At 66.8% G+C, this 16,890-nt stretch carries 17 protein-coding genes; 2 read left to right on the top strand and 15 right to left on the bottom strand.

The genetic code is table 11. The features are described 5' to 3' along the window. Positions 1-89 precede the first annotated feature (89 nt). The 8 genes from ACFQQI_RS14765 to ACFQQI_RS14800 form a co-directional block, all read right to left on the bottom strand. Positions 90-305 (bottom strand): KTSC domain-containing protein, encoded by a 216-nt coding sequence (locus tag ACFQQI_RS14765; RefSeq protein WP_378564669.1) that lies wholly within the window; start codon positions 303-305, stop codon positions 90-92. Further along, positions 302-2,026, bottom strand: coding sequence for an ATP-binding protein (locus ACFQQI_RS14770; protein WP_378564672.1), 1,725 nt, complete (start codon positions 2,024-2,026; stop codon positions 302-304). Before ACFQQI_RS14770 ends, ACFQQI_RS14765 begins: the two co-directional genes overlap by 4 nt. Positions 2,027-2,060: 34 nt before the next feature. After that, positions 2,061-3,215 (bottom strand): SIR2 family protein, encoded by a 1,155-nt coding sequence (locus tag ACFQQI_RS14775; RefSeq protein WP_378564675.1) that lies wholly within the window; start codon positions 3,213-3,215, stop codon positions 2,061-2,063. A 239-nt stretch (positions 3,216-3,454) separates the two neighbouring features. Then, entirely contained in the window at positions 3,455-4,150 is a 696-nt protein-coding gene (locus ACFQQI_RS14780) for a hypothetical protein (protein WP_378564678.1), read from the bottom strand. Between the two features lie 23 nt (positions 4,151-4,173). Then, positions 4,174-4,665: a Pycsar system effector family protein gene (locus ACFQQI_RS14785; RefSeq protein ID WP_378564681.1), complete on the bottom strand. Its 492-nt coding sequence runs from the start codon at positions 4,663-4,665 to the stop codon at positions 4,174-4,176. Positions 4,666-4,712: 47 nt separating this feature from the next. Continuing rightward, positions 4,713-5,522, bottom strand: a complete 810-nt coding sequence (locus tag ACFQQI_RS14790) for a hypothetical protein (protein WP_378564684.1) — start codon at positions 5,520-5,522, stop codon at positions 4,713-4,715. A gap of 371 nt (positions 5,523-5,893) precedes the next feature. Further along, positions 5,894-6,682 carry a DUF1883 domain-containing protein gene (locus tag ACFQQI_RS14795; RefSeq protein WP_378564687.1) on the bottom strand — a complete coding sequence of 263 codons (789 nt, stop codon included), beginning with the start codon at positions 6,680-6,682 and terminating at the stop codon, positions 5,894-5,896. A 10-nt stretch (positions 6,683-6,692) separates the two neighbouring features. Beyond that, positions 6,693-7,010, bottom strand: coding sequence for a DUF2188 domain-containing protein (locus ACFQQI_RS14800; RefSeq protein WP_378564690.1), 318 nt, complete (start codon positions 7,008-7,010; stop codon positions 6,693-6,695). 374 nt (positions 7,011-7,384) lie between these two features. On the opposite strand from ACFQQI_RS14800, the gene ACFQQI_RS14805 reads away from it, so the two are divergent. Next, positions 7,385-7,663: a hypothetical protein gene (locus ACFQQI_RS14805; RefSeq protein ID WP_378564693.1), complete on the top strand. Its 279-nt coding sequence runs from the start codon at positions 7,385-7,387 to the stop codon at positions 7,661-7,663. Here the strand turns inward: ACFQQI_RS14805 and ACFQQI_RS14810 are convergent. The 7 genes from ACFQQI_RS14810 to ACFQQI_RS14840 form a co-directional block, all read right to left on the bottom strand. Beyond that, positions 7,652-8,716: a hypothetical protein gene (locus ACFQQI_RS14810; protein ID WP_378564696.1), complete on the bottom strand. Its 1,065-nt coding sequence runs from the start codon at positions 8,714-8,716 to the stop codon at positions 7,652-7,654. The two genes, ACFQQI_RS14805 and ACFQQI_RS14810, sit on opposite strands and share 12 nt — an antisense overlap. Further along, positions 8,703-9,008, bottom strand: coding sequence for a hypothetical protein (locus ACFQQI_RS14815; RefSeq protein WP_378564699.1), 306 nt, complete (start codon positions 9,006-9,008; stop codon positions 8,703-8,705). Before ACFQQI_RS14815 ends, ACFQQI_RS14810 begins: the two co-directional genes overlap by 14 nt. After that, positions 9,005-10,672 carry a TniQ family protein gene (locus tag ACFQQI_RS14820; RefSeq protein ID WP_378564702.1) on the bottom strand — a complete coding sequence of 556 codons (1,668 nt, stop codon included), beginning with the start codon at positions 10,670-10,672 and terminating at the stop codon, positions 9,005-9,007. The genes ACFQQI_RS14815 and ACFQQI_RS14820 overlap by 4 nt, the downstream gene beginning before the upstream one ends. Continuing rightward, positions 10,656-11,996 (bottom strand): hypothetical protein, encoded by a 1,341-nt coding sequence (locus ACFQQI_RS14825; protein ID WP_378564705.1) that lies wholly within the window; start codon positions 11,994-11,996, stop codon positions 10,656-10,658. The genes ACFQQI_RS14820 and ACFQQI_RS14825 overlap by 17 nt, the downstream gene beginning before the upstream one ends. After that, positions 11,993-12,931, bottom strand: coding sequence for a TniB family NTP-binding protein (locus tag ACFQQI_RS14830; RefSeq protein ID WP_378564708.1), 939 nt, complete (start codon positions 12,929-12,931; stop codon positions 11,993-11,995). Before ACFQQI_RS14830 ends, ACFQQI_RS14825 begins: the two co-directional genes overlap by 4 nt. Positions 12,932-13,050: 119 nt before the next feature. Continuing rightward, positions 13,051-15,159 (bottom strand): hypothetical protein, encoded by a 2,109-nt coding sequence (locus ACFQQI_RS14835; RefSeq protein ID WP_378564711.1) that lies wholly within the window; start codon positions 15,157-15,159, stop codon positions 13,051-13,053. 41 nt (positions 15,160-15,200) lie between these two features. Continuing rightward, positions 15,201-16,031, bottom strand: a complete 831-nt coding sequence (locus ACFQQI_RS14840) for a TnsA-like heteromeric transposase endonuclease subunit (RefSeq protein ID WP_378564714.1) — start codon at positions 16,029-16,031, stop codon at positions 15,201-15,203. A 339-nt stretch (positions 16,032-16,370) separates the two neighbouring features. Between ACFQQI_RS14840 and ACFQQI_RS14845 the strand changes: the two genes are divergently transcribed. Continuing rightward, positions 16,371-16,865, top strand: a complete 495-nt coding sequence (locus tag ACFQQI_RS14845) for a hypothetical protein (protein WP_378564717.1) — start codon at positions 16,371-16,373, stop codon at positions 16,863-16,865. Positions 16,866-16,890: the final 25 nt, after the last annotated feature.

Genomic DNA, 16,890 nt, shown 5'->3' on the forward strand with positions numbered 1-16,890 from the left:
TAGGTGAGGGCCGACTGCGGTGCCGTCGTGCCGAGATGCATGCAACAGGGGGCCGCCGCCCACCAGTACCACCGGTCGGCGCCTTCATCTCAACCAGCCCACCTGCTATTCGGCTTGCCGTTCAGCACGGTGGCGATGTACTGCCCGCGGGAGCTACGGGTGAACTCCTCCCATACCGACGGTGGGCAGGCCGAATAGGCCCACTCCACACCGTCGGGAAAGCGAACCAGGATGGTCTCGGCGTCCGGCAAATAGGCCTCGGCGACGACACGGCTTGAGCCGGTGACGGGTTGCCAGTCGATCATTCATGCTCCTCGGCGTGGTAGGTGCCGCGCCATGCCTTGACCGCGGCGGTGACATCGGGAACGCTGCTCTGCTGCCTCCACGAGTCCAGTGATGGATCGTGGGCGTTCGGGAACGGGTTCGGTGGATCAATGAGTGTGCGGGCAGGCAGCGCGAGAGCCTCGCCGGTGACGACGGCTTCACCTGTGCGTAGTGACGGCAACACGGCGGCCAAGCCTGCGACGCTGTCTGGTAGGGCGGCCCGGATCTTGGCCTGGTCGGCTGCGTTGCTCAGCCGCAGCGCGATCATGGTGCCAGACTGCGCGAGAGCCGTGTCTGGGAGTTCTGAGGGGCGCTGGGTGACCAGCATGAGGCCGACCCCGTACTTTCGGCCCTCGCGTGCGATGCGATTGGTTGCTGTGCGCGCCATCACGGCAGCGGATGTGCCGAGGTAGCGGTGGGCTTCCTCCAACACGATCAGGACTGGTCGTGGGCGTCCAATTCCCACACCGTCAGCTGGGGTGCGTACGGCTGCTTCGAAAATCAGGTTGAGGATCACGCCGATCGCTACATCGCTCGCTTGTTGCGGCACGCCACTGAAGTCGAGGATGGAGACTGGCTGATCGCGGCCGAGCCAGTTGGCCAACTCGTCCACCAGCGGGTCGGCTCCGTCCGGGTCGCCCTCTGGTTGCTGGAGGAAAGCCAGGCGAGGATCCAGCAGGCCGAGGCGAAGTAGTTCCGGGATCGTGCCATGGGTTCCGTGGTACGGGCCTTTGAACGGCGCTGCGCCCCCCGGCCCGTAGTGTGCGAACCGAGTCGGAGTGAGGGTGGCGGGATCGCCCTGCTCCTCGATTTCTGCGGTGCTCTGATCCCTCGCGACTCGAAGAGTCTCGTTGTTCTCGGCGTCGAGTTGGTGCCAGACCGTCTTAAGGTCAAAGGGAATGGGTGTGTCTGCGGTGACCGCGGCTGGATCCAGGCTGAGCCAACTTGCGGCGGAGGCGAAAGCGCGGCGTTGTTCGGTGACGAGTTCGGTGAAGCGGCTCTGTGTCGTGCCTCCGCCTGAGGACCCGGCGATGGCAGCGAGGATGTCGGATGCGGCGAGTGCCCAGTAGGGGACCCGGATGCCGTGGTCTCCGCTTCCAAGGACTGATCTGACGGAAGCGTGGTTGCCGAGCGCTGCGGAGTACTCGCCATGGGGGTCGATGACGACGACGTTTGCTGCGTTCCAGCCACCTCGGGCGAATCCCTGCAGCATGGAGGCCACGCAGCTGGTCTTCCCCGCCCCCGTCGATCCGACCACGGCAGCGTGGCGGGTGACAAACGGGCTGGCTGCTACGCAGACCGGTACCTCCTCAGCGGCGGCCAGCCGCCCGAGGCGGATCGAGCCCTCGTCCGGTGGCGGGAACACCGCTCGCAGGTCGTCAGGTGTCGAGAAGTGGACCGGGTCGTCGAGGCCAGGGTAGGTGCCCACGCCGCGATGAAACCGGCCGGTTCCCCGGTCGATCTCGCCGAGCAACTCGACCTGCAACCAGCGCTCGCCGACTTGAATCGCTTCCACTGGGGTTGCGGTACCGCTCAGCTCGGCGATCCCGAGGAGGCTCACCTGGCCAACGAGGTCGACGAGGCCCTGGGGGATCCGGATGATCGAACCGATCTGACCGACACGCTGCAGCTGGCCACGGAAGATGGGTGCAACACCCGCGAGGTCCGGGTCGAGCGCCACCGTGACCTGCGCCCCGAGCACGTGCCTAACGCGACCGATGCACGTAGGTTCGCGTTCAGGCACCCGGCTTCACCGCCTTCGCCAACAGCTCGCTCAGTCGGGCCTCAAGCTCAGCTTGTGGAGGCGAGCTGCGCGCCAGGAATTGGGCCAGGTAGCGGAAGTCGCCAAGCAGGAATGCATCGTCGGCCCAAACGTCGGCTGGTGGGTCGTCCGGTGTTTCCCAGGTGCACTGGATGCCGCCCAGAATGGCCTCTTTGGGGCTCACCACCTGCACGTTGGGCGCGGTAGTAGCCAGCGCGACCAGATCTTCGGGCATCGTTGAATAGCAGAATGCAATGAACTCCGAACGTGGTCGCCGGCGGGCGGCCTCGAAGATCATCTCGTTCAGGTGCTGGTCACCAAAGGCGTACCCCGCGATCATGGTCAGGGTTTCGGGCTGCTCAATCGCCCGGCGCAGCCGGTCCTGCAGGACCACGAACGGCACGCGACGGGATTCGTCGTACTTCGCATCCGATGGGTAGATCGCCGCCGGCTGGTCATCCGGTACGGCCGTGCCCAGCCGAACGACCGACGGACGTGGATCGGTCTGCCAGGCCCAGTTCACCGAGCCGTGCAGCTTCCACACTCGGACCAGGAACGCGGGAAGCCAGTGGCGTTCCTCGCCGACCGACGCTTCGACCAAGTCGCTGCGGAACTGTGCGTGCATCGTGCCGGCGAAGCCGTCGAAGTAGGGCACCCCAAGAGCCTCTAGCCCGGTCTCGATCAGCAGGTCGTAGTTGACCGTGAACAGTTCGAGCGGCTGGTGGTAGTCGGCGCGGGCCGCCCACGACGCCAGCCGCAACATGGGATCCATCGCGCTCGGGTCGATCACGAGTTTCTCGACGATACGCCGGCAGATCTCAACATCGAGGTCGCCGGCCTCTTTCGCGGTGAGGCCATCCACCTGGTCCGTGGTGCCGCTGAGCAGGGCTGAGATGCGTCTTAGGCGGCTCAAGACCTGCTCCAGGTTGCGTCCGTCCATGAGGCGTTCGAAGTTCGACAGTGACTCGCCGGAAAGGCTCGTCCGCAGGTGCTCTTCCAGTTTGGCAACATCCGGAAGTCCGCACGCTCGTGACGCTCCAGCGCCGACGAAAAGACAGACATGTCGCGACCGCGACGCCAACTTCTCGCTGAGCCCGTTGACGAACCGCAGCACCCCATGCCCAGACACCAGTCGAGGCTACGACACCAACGGGGCGCTGCGCGGCAGTATGAACCGCTCCGGCACGGAAAGTGCGAAGACAATGTCTCCGGCTTCGACGTGAAAGGTCTTCGCCGGTGATCGTGGCCGACCGTCAGACGACACTAGGGCCCAAGTGCCAACGGATCGGGGTGTCCGGTGTTGAGCCGCGTGGCGGAGACGTCAGGCGACTGGAATCTGCGCGAGTAAGTCGGCAACTGTAGCCATCGCTACAGGGACCACCAGAACGTCGAGCCGTAGATCTTGTAGCCCAGGTCAGCGCTGCCCAGGTCAGTCCACATGTTCCTCTTCGGGTCACCGCCATACTTGGACGAGTCGTTCAGCATGCCGTAGACATCCGCGCTGATGTAGGTGGGGTACTTCGGGTCGAGGGCAGCCATCTTCGCCGCGTTGTTGGCGGCGTTGCCGACCCACACGAGGTCGTTGCTGCCACGGATGCCGGTGCGAGCGATGAAGAGCTTGGAGGTGTCGATTCCGACTCGCTGTTTCACCGTGAACGCGGTCTTCGGGTACTTCTTGTTGAGCTTCGCCGTGACAATGTTCTTCGTCGCCCAACTGATCTGCAGGCCGCACTTAGCCGCGTCTGTGTTCTTAGAATCTCCGATGAAGACCCCCATGACCCGATCACCGTCATAGGCAGTGATAGAGCCACCTCTCGCCCTAATGATCTTCGCCGCGCAGTACAGATAGGACTTGTAGACCTCAGCGGCAAACCAGTCCTTGTAGCCCTTCACCATCTTGGTAGAGCCAGCCAGGTCTGCGTACAGCACCGTGGCATCGAGTTCGACCGCGACGTTCTTGAGCGGCAGGTCCTCAGGGTCCGGGACCTTCTGACCCTGTCGGCGCTGCCACTGCTCGTCCAGTACGTTCTGGACGTACGTCTCCAACTCATCCTTGAGTGTCACGCCCTCTCCTTCCTTCCCTGCCCTCAGAAGAGGGTGATGATCGCGGCCACTCCGCCCAGGAGCACGCCAATGCCGAGCGCCGTGAGCGCCCACGCGCTGGCCAAGAACTTCGACCGCGCCACCTTGGAGTTGGCCCACACCTGCGCAGCCACCTGCTCGAAGTACTGGTCCTGGTCGGTGATGAGCGCCTTCACTGCGGCAGCGTGGCCAGCCGTGTCGTCCTTGTACTTGCGAGCGACGTGTTCGAAGTAGATAAGGGAGACTGGCTCCCCCACACGCAGCGTGGGGATGAGGGCATAAAGGGCAATCGCCGCCGCGATGACAGCACAAACGCCCGCCGCGACCCCGAAGCCGACTGCCGCACTAGGAGCGTTGGCGAATTTCTCGCTCAGCCCAGCGGAGGCCAGAGCACCAGCCAGCACACCGGCACCGGCCAACGCGCCGCCGGCTTTAGCATCGGCAAAGCGCACCCACTCGTTCACGGAGTTGAGCACCCGCCATGCGTCCTCGATCACGGCGGCACGCTACTCGTGACGTCCGACAGTTCCGCCGGGCCGCCATGTCATGAGGCCACCATCCGATCGTGGGCCAGCGTGGCCAGACGTCGAACATCACCGGCGAAGATCAGAAGCTCCCGCGCCAACTGTCGGCGCTCTATGGCGGAGAACTCCCGGGCAACGGTGGCCGTGAGCGGGGAGCTGACGTGTTCGACCGGCAGGTCGACGAGTGCAGCTGTGCACGCACGAGTCACGATGAGAAGTTCGATGTCGACCAGGTAGCGCGTCCCCGCAGGTATGCCGCGTCGCATGTTCTTGTGACAGGCGAGGTCGAGCCGTTCGAGGGCTTCGAGGACGGCGTCCGTGCGGGCCGCTGCCTTACTTGAGGACGCTCCTGGTTCGATGGCCGCGACCATCGAACGACTGGCCGCCGCAAGGGCGTCAGCTGCCTCAGCGAGGCGACGTACGGCTTCGTCGGTGGCAGCTCGGTCGGCGCGTGCCCAGCCGGCGAGGACGGTGGTGAGTCCGACCATGGCGACTGCGACCGCCCTGGTGTCTCTCACGCCGAGTGCAGCGACGGCGCCGACCAGTGCGACTGGGATCGTAATGGTGGTGAGCTGTCTTGCGGTTGAGAGCTCCCGCCACCAAGCAGCCTGCGTGAGAGCGACCGGCGGCAGATCTGCGACCCGGACCATGGTCGTCAGACAGCCGGCCATGACCGCGAGGACCAGGGCGTTGGCCAGGTAGTGAGCAACGTCGGGCGACCACTCACCACGAAACACGGCCGCACCGAGAAGCACCACTGCGGCCAGAGCCGCGAGCACCTCGACCGCGATCAGCATCGTGGACAGTGCGAGTCCGATGACCCTGATCATGCGAAGGAGGCGGCCCAGGCGGCGCTGCCCCTGGGCGCCTCGCCTCGCGAGGTCGACCACCCCCAGCATCATGACGGTGGGGCCGACTACCGCGGCGACAGCGCCAAGCCAGCTCCAGGCGGGCCCGGTGGCATATAGGGTCGCCATCCCAACGGTCAGGAGTGATATCCCGACCGTGACCTGTGCCCACGACCGCCATCGGGGCGTATCAGCCCTTCGACGCCCGCGAGGCATCTCGTCTCGAAGGTCAACGGCGCGCTCCATCAGCAGACCCCGAGCTGCGCACGAACGACGCCTGTCAGGCATCACCGTGGTGCCTGCGAGTGCCGAGGCTGGACCCACCACTGGTGGTTGGCCATCGAGCGTGGTGGTCACGCTACGTCCTCTTCTCTGCCCCCGACGACAGCGGCGATCTGCTCGGCCATGTCTTGGATCGAGACGGCGTCCGTGCTCAACGCGACCTTGTCGGCCAGCGACGGACTGTAGGCGCGCACCTGGTCGCCGGTGAGGTTGTGCCAGATGGGCAGGAGGGTCTGCTCGCCGGCGACGGTCCGGGTGACGAGGCCGTCGAGCTCGTGGTTGGTCCATCCCTTGGCGAAGAACCGCTCGGAGAGGATGACGATCCCGAAGCGGCTGGAACGGATGCCTTGGTCGATCTTTCGACGGAGGCTGTCGCCGATGGTCAGCTCGGTCTTGTCGAGCCAGACGCTGATGCCGAGTTCGACGAGGGCGTTGCGCAGCGGAACGGCGACCGCTTCCTTGTCCTCGCTGGCGTGGGAGATGAAGACGTCCCAGGTCTGCCCGCCCAGGAGATCGCCGTCAGGCTCGACCGGCTCGCGAACCTGGATGTCGCTGATCGGGCTGCGCTCGCGGATCGGGGCCAGCATGCCGGGAGGGGGAGGCTGCACGGCGACATTTGCTCGGACACGACCACCGAGACCGCCGAGGTCGACGACGACGAACCAGTGACCGCTGTTGGGGATCTGGAGACGGAACGGGGACTTCGTGGCACGCCCACCGTGAAAGGAGAACCGGCGACCAGACTTGAGGGCGCGGTAGTTGCTCGCGGTCATCAGGCGCACGTTCGCCTGCTTGTCGAGGGTGACGACGGCGACTGCGCCCTTCTTCTGCTGCTTCAGGTCGAAGTGGAGGTGCTGCATGATCCGGCGCTCACTTCTTGTCGCGCGGAGGGTTGGGGTCGTTGCCGGGCGCGATGGTGTCGGAGTCGCGGATGCGGCCGTCGCGGCCGTGGATGACAACCTCGCCGCCCCCTGCGTTGCCAACGATTTCGCCGGCCCTGCGTACGGCGTCGGCCTGAGTGTCGGTGTGGGCGCTGGAGCGCTGGGCGCCGGGAGCACGGACGTCCCAGCCGCCGTTCTCGTTCGGCACGACGTGCCTGCGGTTGTTGTTGCTCATGGTCTTCTCCTGCTGGATCTCATCTTGTGGGTCTGGCTCGTCCGGTGATGAGATGCAGGCTGCAAGTCGCATGCGATCACCTCGCGTGCCGCGGGCGTCTGGTGGCTAGACCAGGCGCCCGCACTGCGTTGCACGCCAGTTTGCGCTCGAATATTTTCACGCGATTTGACCTGGCTTCTCGTGGCGCGTCAGACCATCCAACCGGCGTGTCGACTACCACCTATCACCATTCTGACCTGCGCGAAGCGGTACGTTGTTTTCGCGCGATTTATTGGAGGTCTTGGATGTCAAAGGCGACGGTCACCCGGCTAAATGAGGCATCGGACAGAGACGTCCAGACTGCGGAATGCGCCAACCCACGGTGTGATGAGGTCATCCAGCGCCGTGGCGGACGGGGGCGCCCGCGGGATTACCACGACGACGAGTGTCGTCGAGCCACAGCGGAGGTGAAGCGGCGGCTCGAGTCACGCCTGGAGCATTACAAGGAACAGGTCGCGATCCTCAGCGAGCGCTACGCCCCCTACGAGAAGGCGCCCGGCATGGGCGAGTCGAGCGGACCTGCCGACGCAACGAAACTCACTGCCGAGCAGATTCGGATCGCGCGTGAGGCCGTCAGCAAGGTGGACGGTGCTGCGCCGTTCCTCCGCAAGCACGATGGCGAATTTGCGGCTCAGCTGATCGAGCTCTTCGATGCTGTCGCTCCGGTCGTTCGCTCACATCTGTGATGACCTGCCTGCGAAGGCGCGAGCTGCGGCCATAACGTTGGCTCCGCCAACATCGACTGCGCCGTCGCGGAGCACGCGTGCTGGCGCGATGTCGTCGAGCAGCGGATTGCGGCCCTGGAACCACGCCTGGATGACGGACGCGGTGTCTTTCTCGCTGAGCAGCGTGGCTGCCTGGTAGGCGATACATAGACGTTCGATGACCTCGTCCGGAGGTGCCCTGTCGTCAGCAGAGTCCGCCCACGCACGCACGGTCCGCGTGTCATCGACAGCTCCCAAGTAGGCGATCAACTTGGCGCCGAGCATTTCGCAGAGACGCTGGACGAGGTCGGCCGTGCTCAGTCGGCTTTCGTCCAGGTCCTCGCCGCATGCCGGCCAGGCTGGCTCGGGCCGGGACGGCGTTTGGTTGCGATCGCTGATCGCGCGGCGGAAGGTGGTGATGGCGGTCTCGTAGGCGGCGATGTTGAGCCGGGAGAGCGGCAGGCCGTTGTGGTCGTAGGTGCGCCACATCATCCCGGTCACGAAGACCCAGAGGTGGCTGGGCGGGAGGCTGAACGTGGTGCGCGGGCTGCGTTGGCTGATCCACACCAGATCGGTCCCGTGCGGCGAGAGGGCGATGGTGTCTCCTGGCTCGTCGCTGTGTTCGTCGTCGGCCGGCAGGAAGTTCATGGCTGCGAGTGGTTCGATGCCGCGGCGCAGGAGGTCGCTGAAGTCGTTCTCGGACCGGGTGGTCGGCTCGAGGTCGTCGGTGAGGAAGCGGAGGACGGCGTCGGCTCGGTCGAGGCCGGCGAGGATGTCGTCTGGTTCGGCGACGCGGGACCAGTGCTGGAGGATCTCGACGAAGATCGCGGCCTCGTCTGTGTGGTAGGCGCCGTAGACGCGTTCTCGTACGGTGCCATCGGGTTCGGGGATTCGGGCGACGAACGTGAAGTCGCCGAACGGGCCGGGCGTGGTGAAGTCGAGGGTGACGCTGATGCCGTCGGGCTGCGGGACGACGAAGAGGGGCTGCGTCGGCCGAGGCTCGCCAGAGCTGCCGGGGTCGTCATCGGTCGGCATGTCGACCTCCTCTCCGCGGGTGCCTCGACTGCGCTCTTCCCGGACCGATCGTCGTCTGCACATGGTGGCCCGCTCCGATGCCCTGGTCCGGCTTCTCCACAGGCATCGGATCTGCCGAGAGCCGGATGACGCGAAGCTGGACGGCGGTGCTGATGGCGTCCTGATCGTCGACGAAGCAGCGGCAGCGTTCGAGGTGCAATTCCCTGGCGTCGAGGGCGTCGTCGTGGGTGAGGTGGACGCTGAGGAGCTCCTCGCAGTCCCACAGTCCCCAGACCTCCGTTGCGGTCTTCATGCGATCCTCCTGTTCGCTGCGGCGGTGCTCGGGACCAGTTCGGTCAGGGCGTCGGTCGCGGCTTCGTTGAGGCGGCCGGCAAAAGCGCGGTAGTGGGCGCGGTCGTGGCGGTCAGGCGGGTGCTGCCAGCCGGGGCTGGTGTCGATGTGTCCGTGCGCGTACTCGGTCCAGAGCCAGGTGATGGCGTACTGCTGGCTGGCCGTGTGGCTGCCCGGCAGGTGTTTCCGCGCCCAGGGGCGGTACCAGCCGCGGCGGCGCACGAGGCGTCGTACGGCGTTCTCCCGGGCGCGGTAGTCGACCGCGGAGTCGAGTTCGTTCGCGACTCCGGCAAGCGCTGTTATGAAGTCGGCGCCCGAAACGAGGAGGTCGGCGCTGCAGGCGCGGGCGGTCTTCGTCCCGAGCGGTGGAGGGAGTCCGAGTGCCGCGGCGGCCTGGACCCAGGTGAGGTTTCCGAGGTGTTGGCGGGCGAGGCACAGGCTGACGAACAGTCGACCGGTGCGGGCGGTGACGTCGAGCAGGTGAGAGACGCGCCTCGCGTAGACGCTGGCCGGGACGACCTGGGGGACCGCGGTCAACGGCAGGCCGCTGTGTGAGCTATCGAGCAGCGTTGCCAGGCGTCGCCGGGAGGAGGTGGCGGTCATGACCAGGCGGGTGAAGAGCGGCGTCATGGTGGTGTGATCGGCCAACCAGCCGAGCTGGCCGTCGTTGGTCACCGGCGTAAGCTCGGTCCAGGGATGAAGTTCGTCAGCGGCGTCGTTGAGGCTCGCGGTGCGCAGGATCTCGTCCGCTGCGGCGAGTGCCTGACCACGGAGCTGAACGTTCACGGGTGGCACGAGTCCCCACCGGGCGGCTCCCGCACCACCGCTGCGCTCGCGGTCGGCGCGGGCAGTCTCGGCCCACGACGCAAGCTCCTCACCGCCCGGCTGGACCGCGAGGTGCAGCAGGAGCACCGCCAGGGACTTGAGTTCCCGCAGGTAGTCGCCCGGATCCACGAGATCGCCGAGGACACCGACGGGCCGACCTTGGAGGGCGGAGTCGATGCGGCGTTGAGCGACAAGCATCGCGGCAGGTGCCGCGATGGTGTCGAGTTCACCGAGGGGCTGCTGGCATCCACGTCCGCGGGCTCCGCCGGGGTTTCCACAGTGATCGGGGGATGTGTCGACGGCGCGCAGGGGTGTGCGGTGTGAGCGGAAACGTCTTCCGCAGGTGGGGCAGTGATCGATGAGCCACAGGCGGTGTTCGGTGCAGGTGGTGACCCAGGGGTGGCGCCAGCTGAGTTGCCAGATCCCGTCGTCGTCGAGGCAGCCTGGGCACAGGGCGGTGCTGTGGACTGGCGGCCAGCCGCGGGCGGCGACTCGACGCCATGTGTTCTTGTTCGCGGGGTCGAGTCCATAGGTGTCGATGCCGACCATGCTGGCCAAGGTGCAGCACCGCAGCGCGACTGTGTCGAGTCTGGTCAGCGCAGCAAGGTTCGCGATCAACGGCTCTGCTGGTGCGATGGTCAGGAAGGCTGTGGGTGCGCCGGCTTGGGAGAGGCGCTGGACGAGGGCGGGGCGAGGGAGCGCGTTCGCGGCTCCCAGCCGCTCGAGGTACCCGTCGAGTGCTTCTCCGGCGACGGGGGCGATGGTGACCGGTAGCGGTGTCAGGTCAGCCAGCATCGGCATGTCTCGCTGCCCGTGCGACCGTCTGTTGAGCGTCGCGGGCGACGTCGTCGGCGACGGCGCCGAGGAGCTGGTGGCCGTACTCGATCAGGATGAGTCGATCCTCCGGGAGGAGCGATTGATCGAAGGAGCGCAGTTCCCGTCGCATCCCGGCGTGGTGCGGGCTCAGGCCGAGCGTGCCCTGGGTGAGCTCCAGCCAGATCCAGGCGGCGGCCAGCCGCTGGTTGCGCGGCGTGCGATGCACGGCGGTGGGCGCGAGCATTGAGGTCGGGACGGAGCGCGGAGCCGTCAGGACGGTGCGGCGGTAGCGGTAGTCGCGGATGCCAGCGTGCGCGAGTCGGTCGGTTTCGCGAGCCAGGACCCGCAGTCCAGCGGTTGTGTTGCCAAGGTGCTGGACGTAGGTCGCGGTCATGGGCTGCTTGCGCAGGTCGCCGTACCGCTCGTCCAACTGGGCGACCGTGGGACGTGCTCCGGTGGCTGCGTGGATGGCTTCACGGCGCAGGGCTCGCGCGATGGCGTGGCCGAGGTCTTCGCCGGCCGCGTCGACGTCCAGGGCGCGGTGCCGGGGGTGGAGGTAGTCGGGGATCGCCGCCTCGGTGATCCGCGAGCTGCGGAGCTGGTCGTGGAGCGCCTGGCGGGCTCTCGCGCAGTCATCCTCTGGGGCTGGGCTTTCGCCGAGATGGGTCAGCGTGCGTTCGCCGATCAGGTCGCGGGTTGCCTGGACGGTCCGGCTGGCCGGCCAAGCGTGTTCGGCGAACCCGGCGATCCAGGCGGGGGCCTGCCACGACCCGGCCGGTGGGGCACCTGTCGTGGCGCGGCCGGTGCCGGTGGCGAGGTGAACGTGGAGACGCAGGAGACGCAGCAACCGCAGACGGCGATCGGCGAACCCGACAGCTGGGGCCCGCATTGATCGCAGGAATGCGTCCTGCATCTCCAGTGCGTGAACCGCACTGTCGACAGTCACGCCGTCGTTGAGAAGGGCTTGGCAGCTGGGGCAGTGACTGACCCAGACCAGGCCGCTCCACAGGCTCCCGATCCCGCACGACCAGCAGATGGTTCTGTCGGTTCGGCGGAGCTCGATGTTCGCCGGTTTTCGGCCGCGCCGCGCAGCGAGTCGGTGGTAGAGGGTGTGGGTGCGCAGTCGTCGCGTCGGCAGCCCCAGGGTGCGAGCGAGGACACCCATCTGACGATCGGAGAGGCGGCCGCTGACGCCGTACGGATGAAGGTTGTGGACCGGGATGCCGGTGGTCGTGCTGAGGCGTCGCAGCATCGAGGCGATCGACTCGTCCGGGTACGGGTCGATGCTGACCGGGAGCCGCGGCGTCATCGGGGCGCCCTGCCGGCCGCGGCTCGCCTGGCGGTCTTGGCTCGGGTGTGGTCGATCTGTGCGTCCTGCGCTCGCTGGCTCACCCAGATCGGGTCGAGGATGGTGCGGTCGAGCGGTGCACCGGTCTCGATCGCGGCGGCAGTTGCGTCGATCAGCAGGCGTGTGGTGTCGCCGACGTACCCCTGGGTGCGGCGCCACAGGTAGCCCGCATGACGGGAGGAGAACAGGCCGGCCTTCTCGTCGGGCAGGTACGGGAGGAGCAGGTCCTCGCAGTTCTTCAGGAATCGTTGCCATCGCGCGCGTCCCGTTGCCGTGTCGACTTCGTAGGGGGCGAGGGTGTGCTCGGAGAGCCGCCCGCGGATCTGGGGGTCGCTGAGCACGTCACCGCCGGTCAGTTCGGCGCCGACGAGCATCAGGACGCCCCCGACCTCGCCGAGCTCGGTGTTGAGGTGCTTGACCGCGTTCAAGGTGGCGCGACCAGTGACCGATGTGGCGCGGAGCATGTGAGCGTCGTCGAGGATGACGAGACGTACACCGTGGGTCTGGAGTGCCTTGACGGCGCGCAGCGCGAGCGTCCTCTCCACGCCGCTGGCCGGGTAGCCGACGAAGGAGAGGATCTGGGTGTAGAGGTCCTTGCTGCGCGACTCCGAGAGGAGGGTGAGATAGCAAACCGGGACCAGGTCGGCGGTGACGCCGGGCGTCGGCGTCCATCGTGGCCTGGTCGATCGCGTCGCCTTCGCCCATGTTCGGTACCGGTCCTGTGCCCAGCTCTTGATGAGCGTCGACTTGCCGGCGGTATACGGCGCCGAGAGGGCCAGGATCGTGCGGGCGCCGGGCGGCTCGAGGAGCGCGGACTCCAGCGCGCGGTCGATCGCGGTGGCGGTGGCGTTGTGCACGGGCGAGGAGACACGCTGCGCCCGCAGAGCAGCGCGCACCGCGTCGGCGTAGGTGCTTCTGCCGATAGGGGTCATGGCGTCCAGGTCGGCTGCTGTCGAAGGCTGCGCCGCAACAACCATGGCCGCGGTTGCCTGGTGGTGCCACATCTCGGCGTCCATCAGTCGCCAACCTCGTCGTAGTCCGGCCACTCGGCGTCGATGTCGAACCCGTCGTCAGTGGCGGGTCGACGCGGGCGGAGCGGGGTAACCACGCCGTCGTAGACCGGGACAGCCCCGGCGGTCGCCTCTTCGTGATCCCGCCTCGACGCCTCGACGCGGCGTGCCGCTGCAGAGAGCAGGGCCCTGGTCTCGGAAGTTGGCGGCTGGGCCACGAGCTGGGTCAACTCCCTGAGAATCAGCTCATCCGAGCTGCGCTTGTTGAGGGCGAGGTTGCCGCCGCGGCGTGCGACGCGCTTTCGGACTGCGGCGAGGACGGCATCGGTCATCGGCGCCTCCAGCCGATCCTTGCCACGCCAAGGGATCTCGTGGATCACCTCCGTGTCGGGATCCATCCACCAAACACGGGACACGTCGTGAGGGTCGTAGAAGAACGGCATCGCGCGGTCCTTCGTTCGGCACTGGCCTTTGCGGACGTTGCGGAAGTCGTCGAGTTTCTTGGAGTCGTAGACGAGGTTGTCGAACTCGATGCCGGAGTGGCTGACGGTTCCCCAGCGGATCGGCAAGAACGCATACGGACCGTGGACCGGAACATCGATGCGGCCCGTTGCCTCCAAGAGCGCGTCGAAACACTCGATCGGTGACAGCCTCGCACCTGGTGCTTCCGGCACCGTGATGCCTTCGTGCCAGCTCTGGTGATAGTCGAGGGCGATCCACCGACGAAGAAGCACTTCGAGCTCGGCCGCGGTGTAGAGCGGCTCCTCCTCGACCTTGCGTCCGCGGCCAGCGACGTTGTTGGACTTGTAGCCGGGGAGTTGTTGCCAGAACGCGTCGTAGGTCAGGTGAATCCTTTCGCCGTGAGCGTTGTCCGATGGACGCCGACCACGGCTGAGCAGGAGGTCGATGCCGAGGGCGTCGCACAAGGCACGGAAGTGGGCCGAGACGAAGATGGACCCGTGATCGCACCTGATGCCCTCCGGGTAGACAGCCGGGATGGTGTGACAGCCCTGCAGCGTCCCGCTGGGTGCGAGCGGTCCACGTTCAGCCGCAGCGAGCCCGCTCAGGTCGAGGACCTCGGGTATGCCGGCCCAACGCCAGTCCGAGACCTGAGTGCCCACGACGACCAGGTGGAAGGGCCGCATGACGTCGTACAGCAGCAGACCTGCGTCGACGGAATCGGCGCTCTTGGGGACCACCCGGCACGCCAGGACGCATCGGGATGCGACATCGAGGGCAGTGAGGATCTCGACCGACATGGCCCGTTCGTGCAGGGGGTCCCAGACCAGTACGTCTGCCCGCGTGGCGTCGATGGCGACGACCTGCCCGGGGCGGATGGCCGGGAAATGGGTCTTGCCCGAGGTGCCGCGGATCGCGTTGCTGCGCTGGGAGCGCGTGGTGTGTCCGCGTTCCTTGAACAGCCAAGACACGAACTCGCCCGCAGCGCGAGCTGACTGGGGGTAGCCGACCTTCCCAGCCTGCTTCATGGCCACTCGTGCTCGGCGCAGGATCTCCTTGTTGTTGACGGCGGAGCGGTCTCCATCGAACGTTTCAACGATCTCGAGGATCGCGGCTCGGAAGTCGGGATCCAGGACCTCGAATCCCATGGCTCGGCGGCTCTTGCGGCCGTCGACGAGTCCCAGCAGGCCGGTGCGCTCGTAGGATGCGATCCACCTCTTGACCCCGCTCAGGCTGGCTGGACGACCTTTCAGCTCGCCGTTGACGATGCGGCGCTGGTGGGCCCGGTCGGCCTCGCGTTCGCGGTTGAGTTCGTTGACCATGCTCAGGCACCTCTGGTGGAGCGACGCGCCGTACCACTCACCGTACGGAGCGAAGGGTTCGCCCTCACGCGCAAGCTCGACCAGGCCATCGCGAAAGCCCGTCATGATCTCCATGACGACCTCGAGCCGGTCGAGCGCCTCCTGTCGCGCTGCCTCGGGCAGCATTTCCCACCACGGGCTCAGTTGGCGTTGGATCGCCCGCTCGCCGTCAGGGTGGAGGGAGGCGAACGGGACGAGATCGGTCCAGGCGACATCCTGGATCGCGCCGTTCGCGGCGTCGATTGAGTAGCCATCCCTTTGGATTCGGGTCACCACGCCCATCCCGGTCGGCATGAGCACTCGTTCGCCGACCCTGAGGACGATCCGCTGCCGGCTCAAAGCTGTGCCCGTCGCAGTCGGGTCGAGAGCAGGACGTCACCGGTCCGGATGGCGTCCAGCACTGCTGGGGCAGCGGACGCGCGCCTCCCATCCTCACTAATGGGCGGATAGTCCTCGCGCCACGCCAACACGCTCGGCTCACGAATTGGTGCCGCAAGGTCGCACTCGATCTTGCCCGAGGCAATGAGGTGCCACAGCGTCGCGACGAGTTCGCCGGACCCATCGTCGCGAGCGCGGAGCTCCCCGAGCGTCCACGGTCGCAGGCGAAGCAGGCTCTCGATCTCGCGGCACCACTCAGGGTGCCAGGGCATCGGGCGGCGGTAGCCGTTGAGCCAGAGGAGGTTCATCCGCGTGGCGGTGGGCAATCCGGAGAACACCTCGTGGCTCCATCCGACGCGTCGGCACGCCTCGGCGGTCAGCGCGGCTTTGAACAGGAAATCGTCGGTACGGCGCTCGGTGGGCCGTGCGTCCCAAAGCGCGACCGAGCCATCGGCGTGCTGACTCAACAGGTCCGGCGTGTGAGCCACAGCGCGGCGGAGTCCCGTGGCGGGGAAGTGGAACCGGACTGGCTGAGCGACGAGCCAGGTGACGTCAGCACGTTGGTCGAGCCATCGCAGCAGGTCATGCTCGAGGCCGGATTCGAGCTCGATGGTCGTGCCGGTGGTTGCGGCGTGGGCACGCCGCGGAATGTGACGGGAGAAGTCCCCGGACGAGGGCCTGCGGGTCGGCAGGAGATCAGTCGCGTCCGGGGGGCCAAGCGTCGCGCAGTCCCACTCCGCCCTAGACCCCGGACGCTCCATAGAGACGAACCAGACCGCGGCGCTCACGGCTGGCCGCCGGCAGGCTCCCGTCCGTTCGGTGGAACCAATCTGCAGTCGTCAATAGACTCGGTCACGACGGACCCCTTCGCTTGCATCGCTGTTGGCCTCGGGGCTCCCGTTGTGGGGCGTCGTTGTTAGCGCAACGGCGCCCCTTCTGCGTCCTCAGCCGCGCCCGGGATGCTCCTAACGCAGACCGTACGCCGGTTTCGCACGTGCGTCGAGAAAATCGCACGGCCCAGCCTGAAGCGTCGTGCGCTTTATGATGAGCCATGACGCTTGGCCAAGGATCCGGATCCGCGCGTGCGTTAATTCGCACGCGTGCGTAATGGTTAGGAGGCGAATTCCATGGAGCAGGTTGGCCCTCTGACTGCTGCGGAGATCGAGGTCGTGCGCGATCGGCTCGACCAGACTGCATCCTGCGCACGGCCGGGATGTAGCGAGAAGGTCCACTTCAGGCCCGGCGTGCGCGGTCGACGTCAGCGATTCTGCAGCGGAGCCTGTCGCGCGAAGTTCAGCAGGGAGCGCACGCAATTCCATCGCACGTGGGCACAACTCAAGCTCTCCACCGAACTCGATGCGCCCGCCCTCCCGGTCGCTGAGATCGAGCGCCTGATCCTTCAGGTCGAGTGGCTCCTGGACGGGTACGGCGGCTTCGACAAGTTCCTCGCGCACAGCCTGATGCCGCCGCAGCAAGCCCCGCTCGAGGCCGCCTTCAGCTACCTCGACCTCATCACGGACAGCGACCTCCAGGGACTCACGAGGTTCGTCGAGAGTGTGTCCGCGTACCGACGTGGCGAGGCCGTGCTGGTCGATCCTCGCGATCCGTTGGCGTCGTCATGACGTCGCCGCGGCCTCGGTAAAGGAG

It is taken from the genome of Nocardioides sp. GCM10030259 (assembly GCF_042666375.1).
In the GTDB taxonomy this organism is placed as follows: Bacteria; Actinomycetota; Actinomycetes; order Propionibacteriales; family Nocardioidaceae; genus Nocardioides.

Coding starts and splice junctions, on each gene's coding strand:
- ACFQQI_RS14795 (WP_378564687.1), bottom strand. CDS start 6,682: ATGCAGCACCTCCACTTCGACCTGAAGCAGCAGAAGAAGGGCGCAGTC.
- ACFQQI_RS14820 (WP_378564702.1), bottom strand. CDS start 10,672: ATGCCGATGCTGGCTGACCTGACACCGCTACCGGTCACCATCGCCCCC.
- ACFQQI_RS14815 (WP_378564699.1), bottom strand. CDS start 9,008: ATGAAGACCGCAACGGAGGTCTGGGGACTGTGGGACTGCGAGGAGCTC.
- ACFQQI_RS14765 (WP_378564669.1), bottom strand. CDS start 305: ATGATCGACTGGCAACCCGTCACCGGCTCAAGCCGTGTCGTCGCCGAG.
- ACFQQI_RS14835 (WP_378564711.1), bottom strand. CDS start 15,159: ATGCCGACCGGGATGGGCGTGGTGACCCGAATCCAAAGGGATGGCTAC.
- ACFQQI_RS14825 (WP_378564705.1), bottom strand. CDS start 11,996: ATGACGCCGCGGCTCCCGGTCAGCATCGACCCGTACCCGGACGAGTCG.
- ACFQQI_RS14845 (WP_378564717.1), top strand. CDS start 16,371: ATGGAGCAGGTTGGCCCTCTGACTGCTGCGGAGATCGAGGTCGTGCGC.
- ACFQQI_RS14810 (WP_378564696.1), bottom strand. CDS start 8,716: ATGCCGACCGATGACGACCCCGGCAGCTCTGGCGAGCCTCGGCCGACG.
- ACFQQI_RS14800 (WP_378564690.1), bottom strand. CDS start 7,010: ATGCGACTTGCAGCCTGCATCTCATCACCGGACGAGCCAGACCCACAA.
- ACFQQI_RS14790 (WP_378564684.1), bottom strand. CDS start 5,522: ATGATCAGGGTCATCGGACTCGCACTGTCCACGATGCTGATCGCGGTC.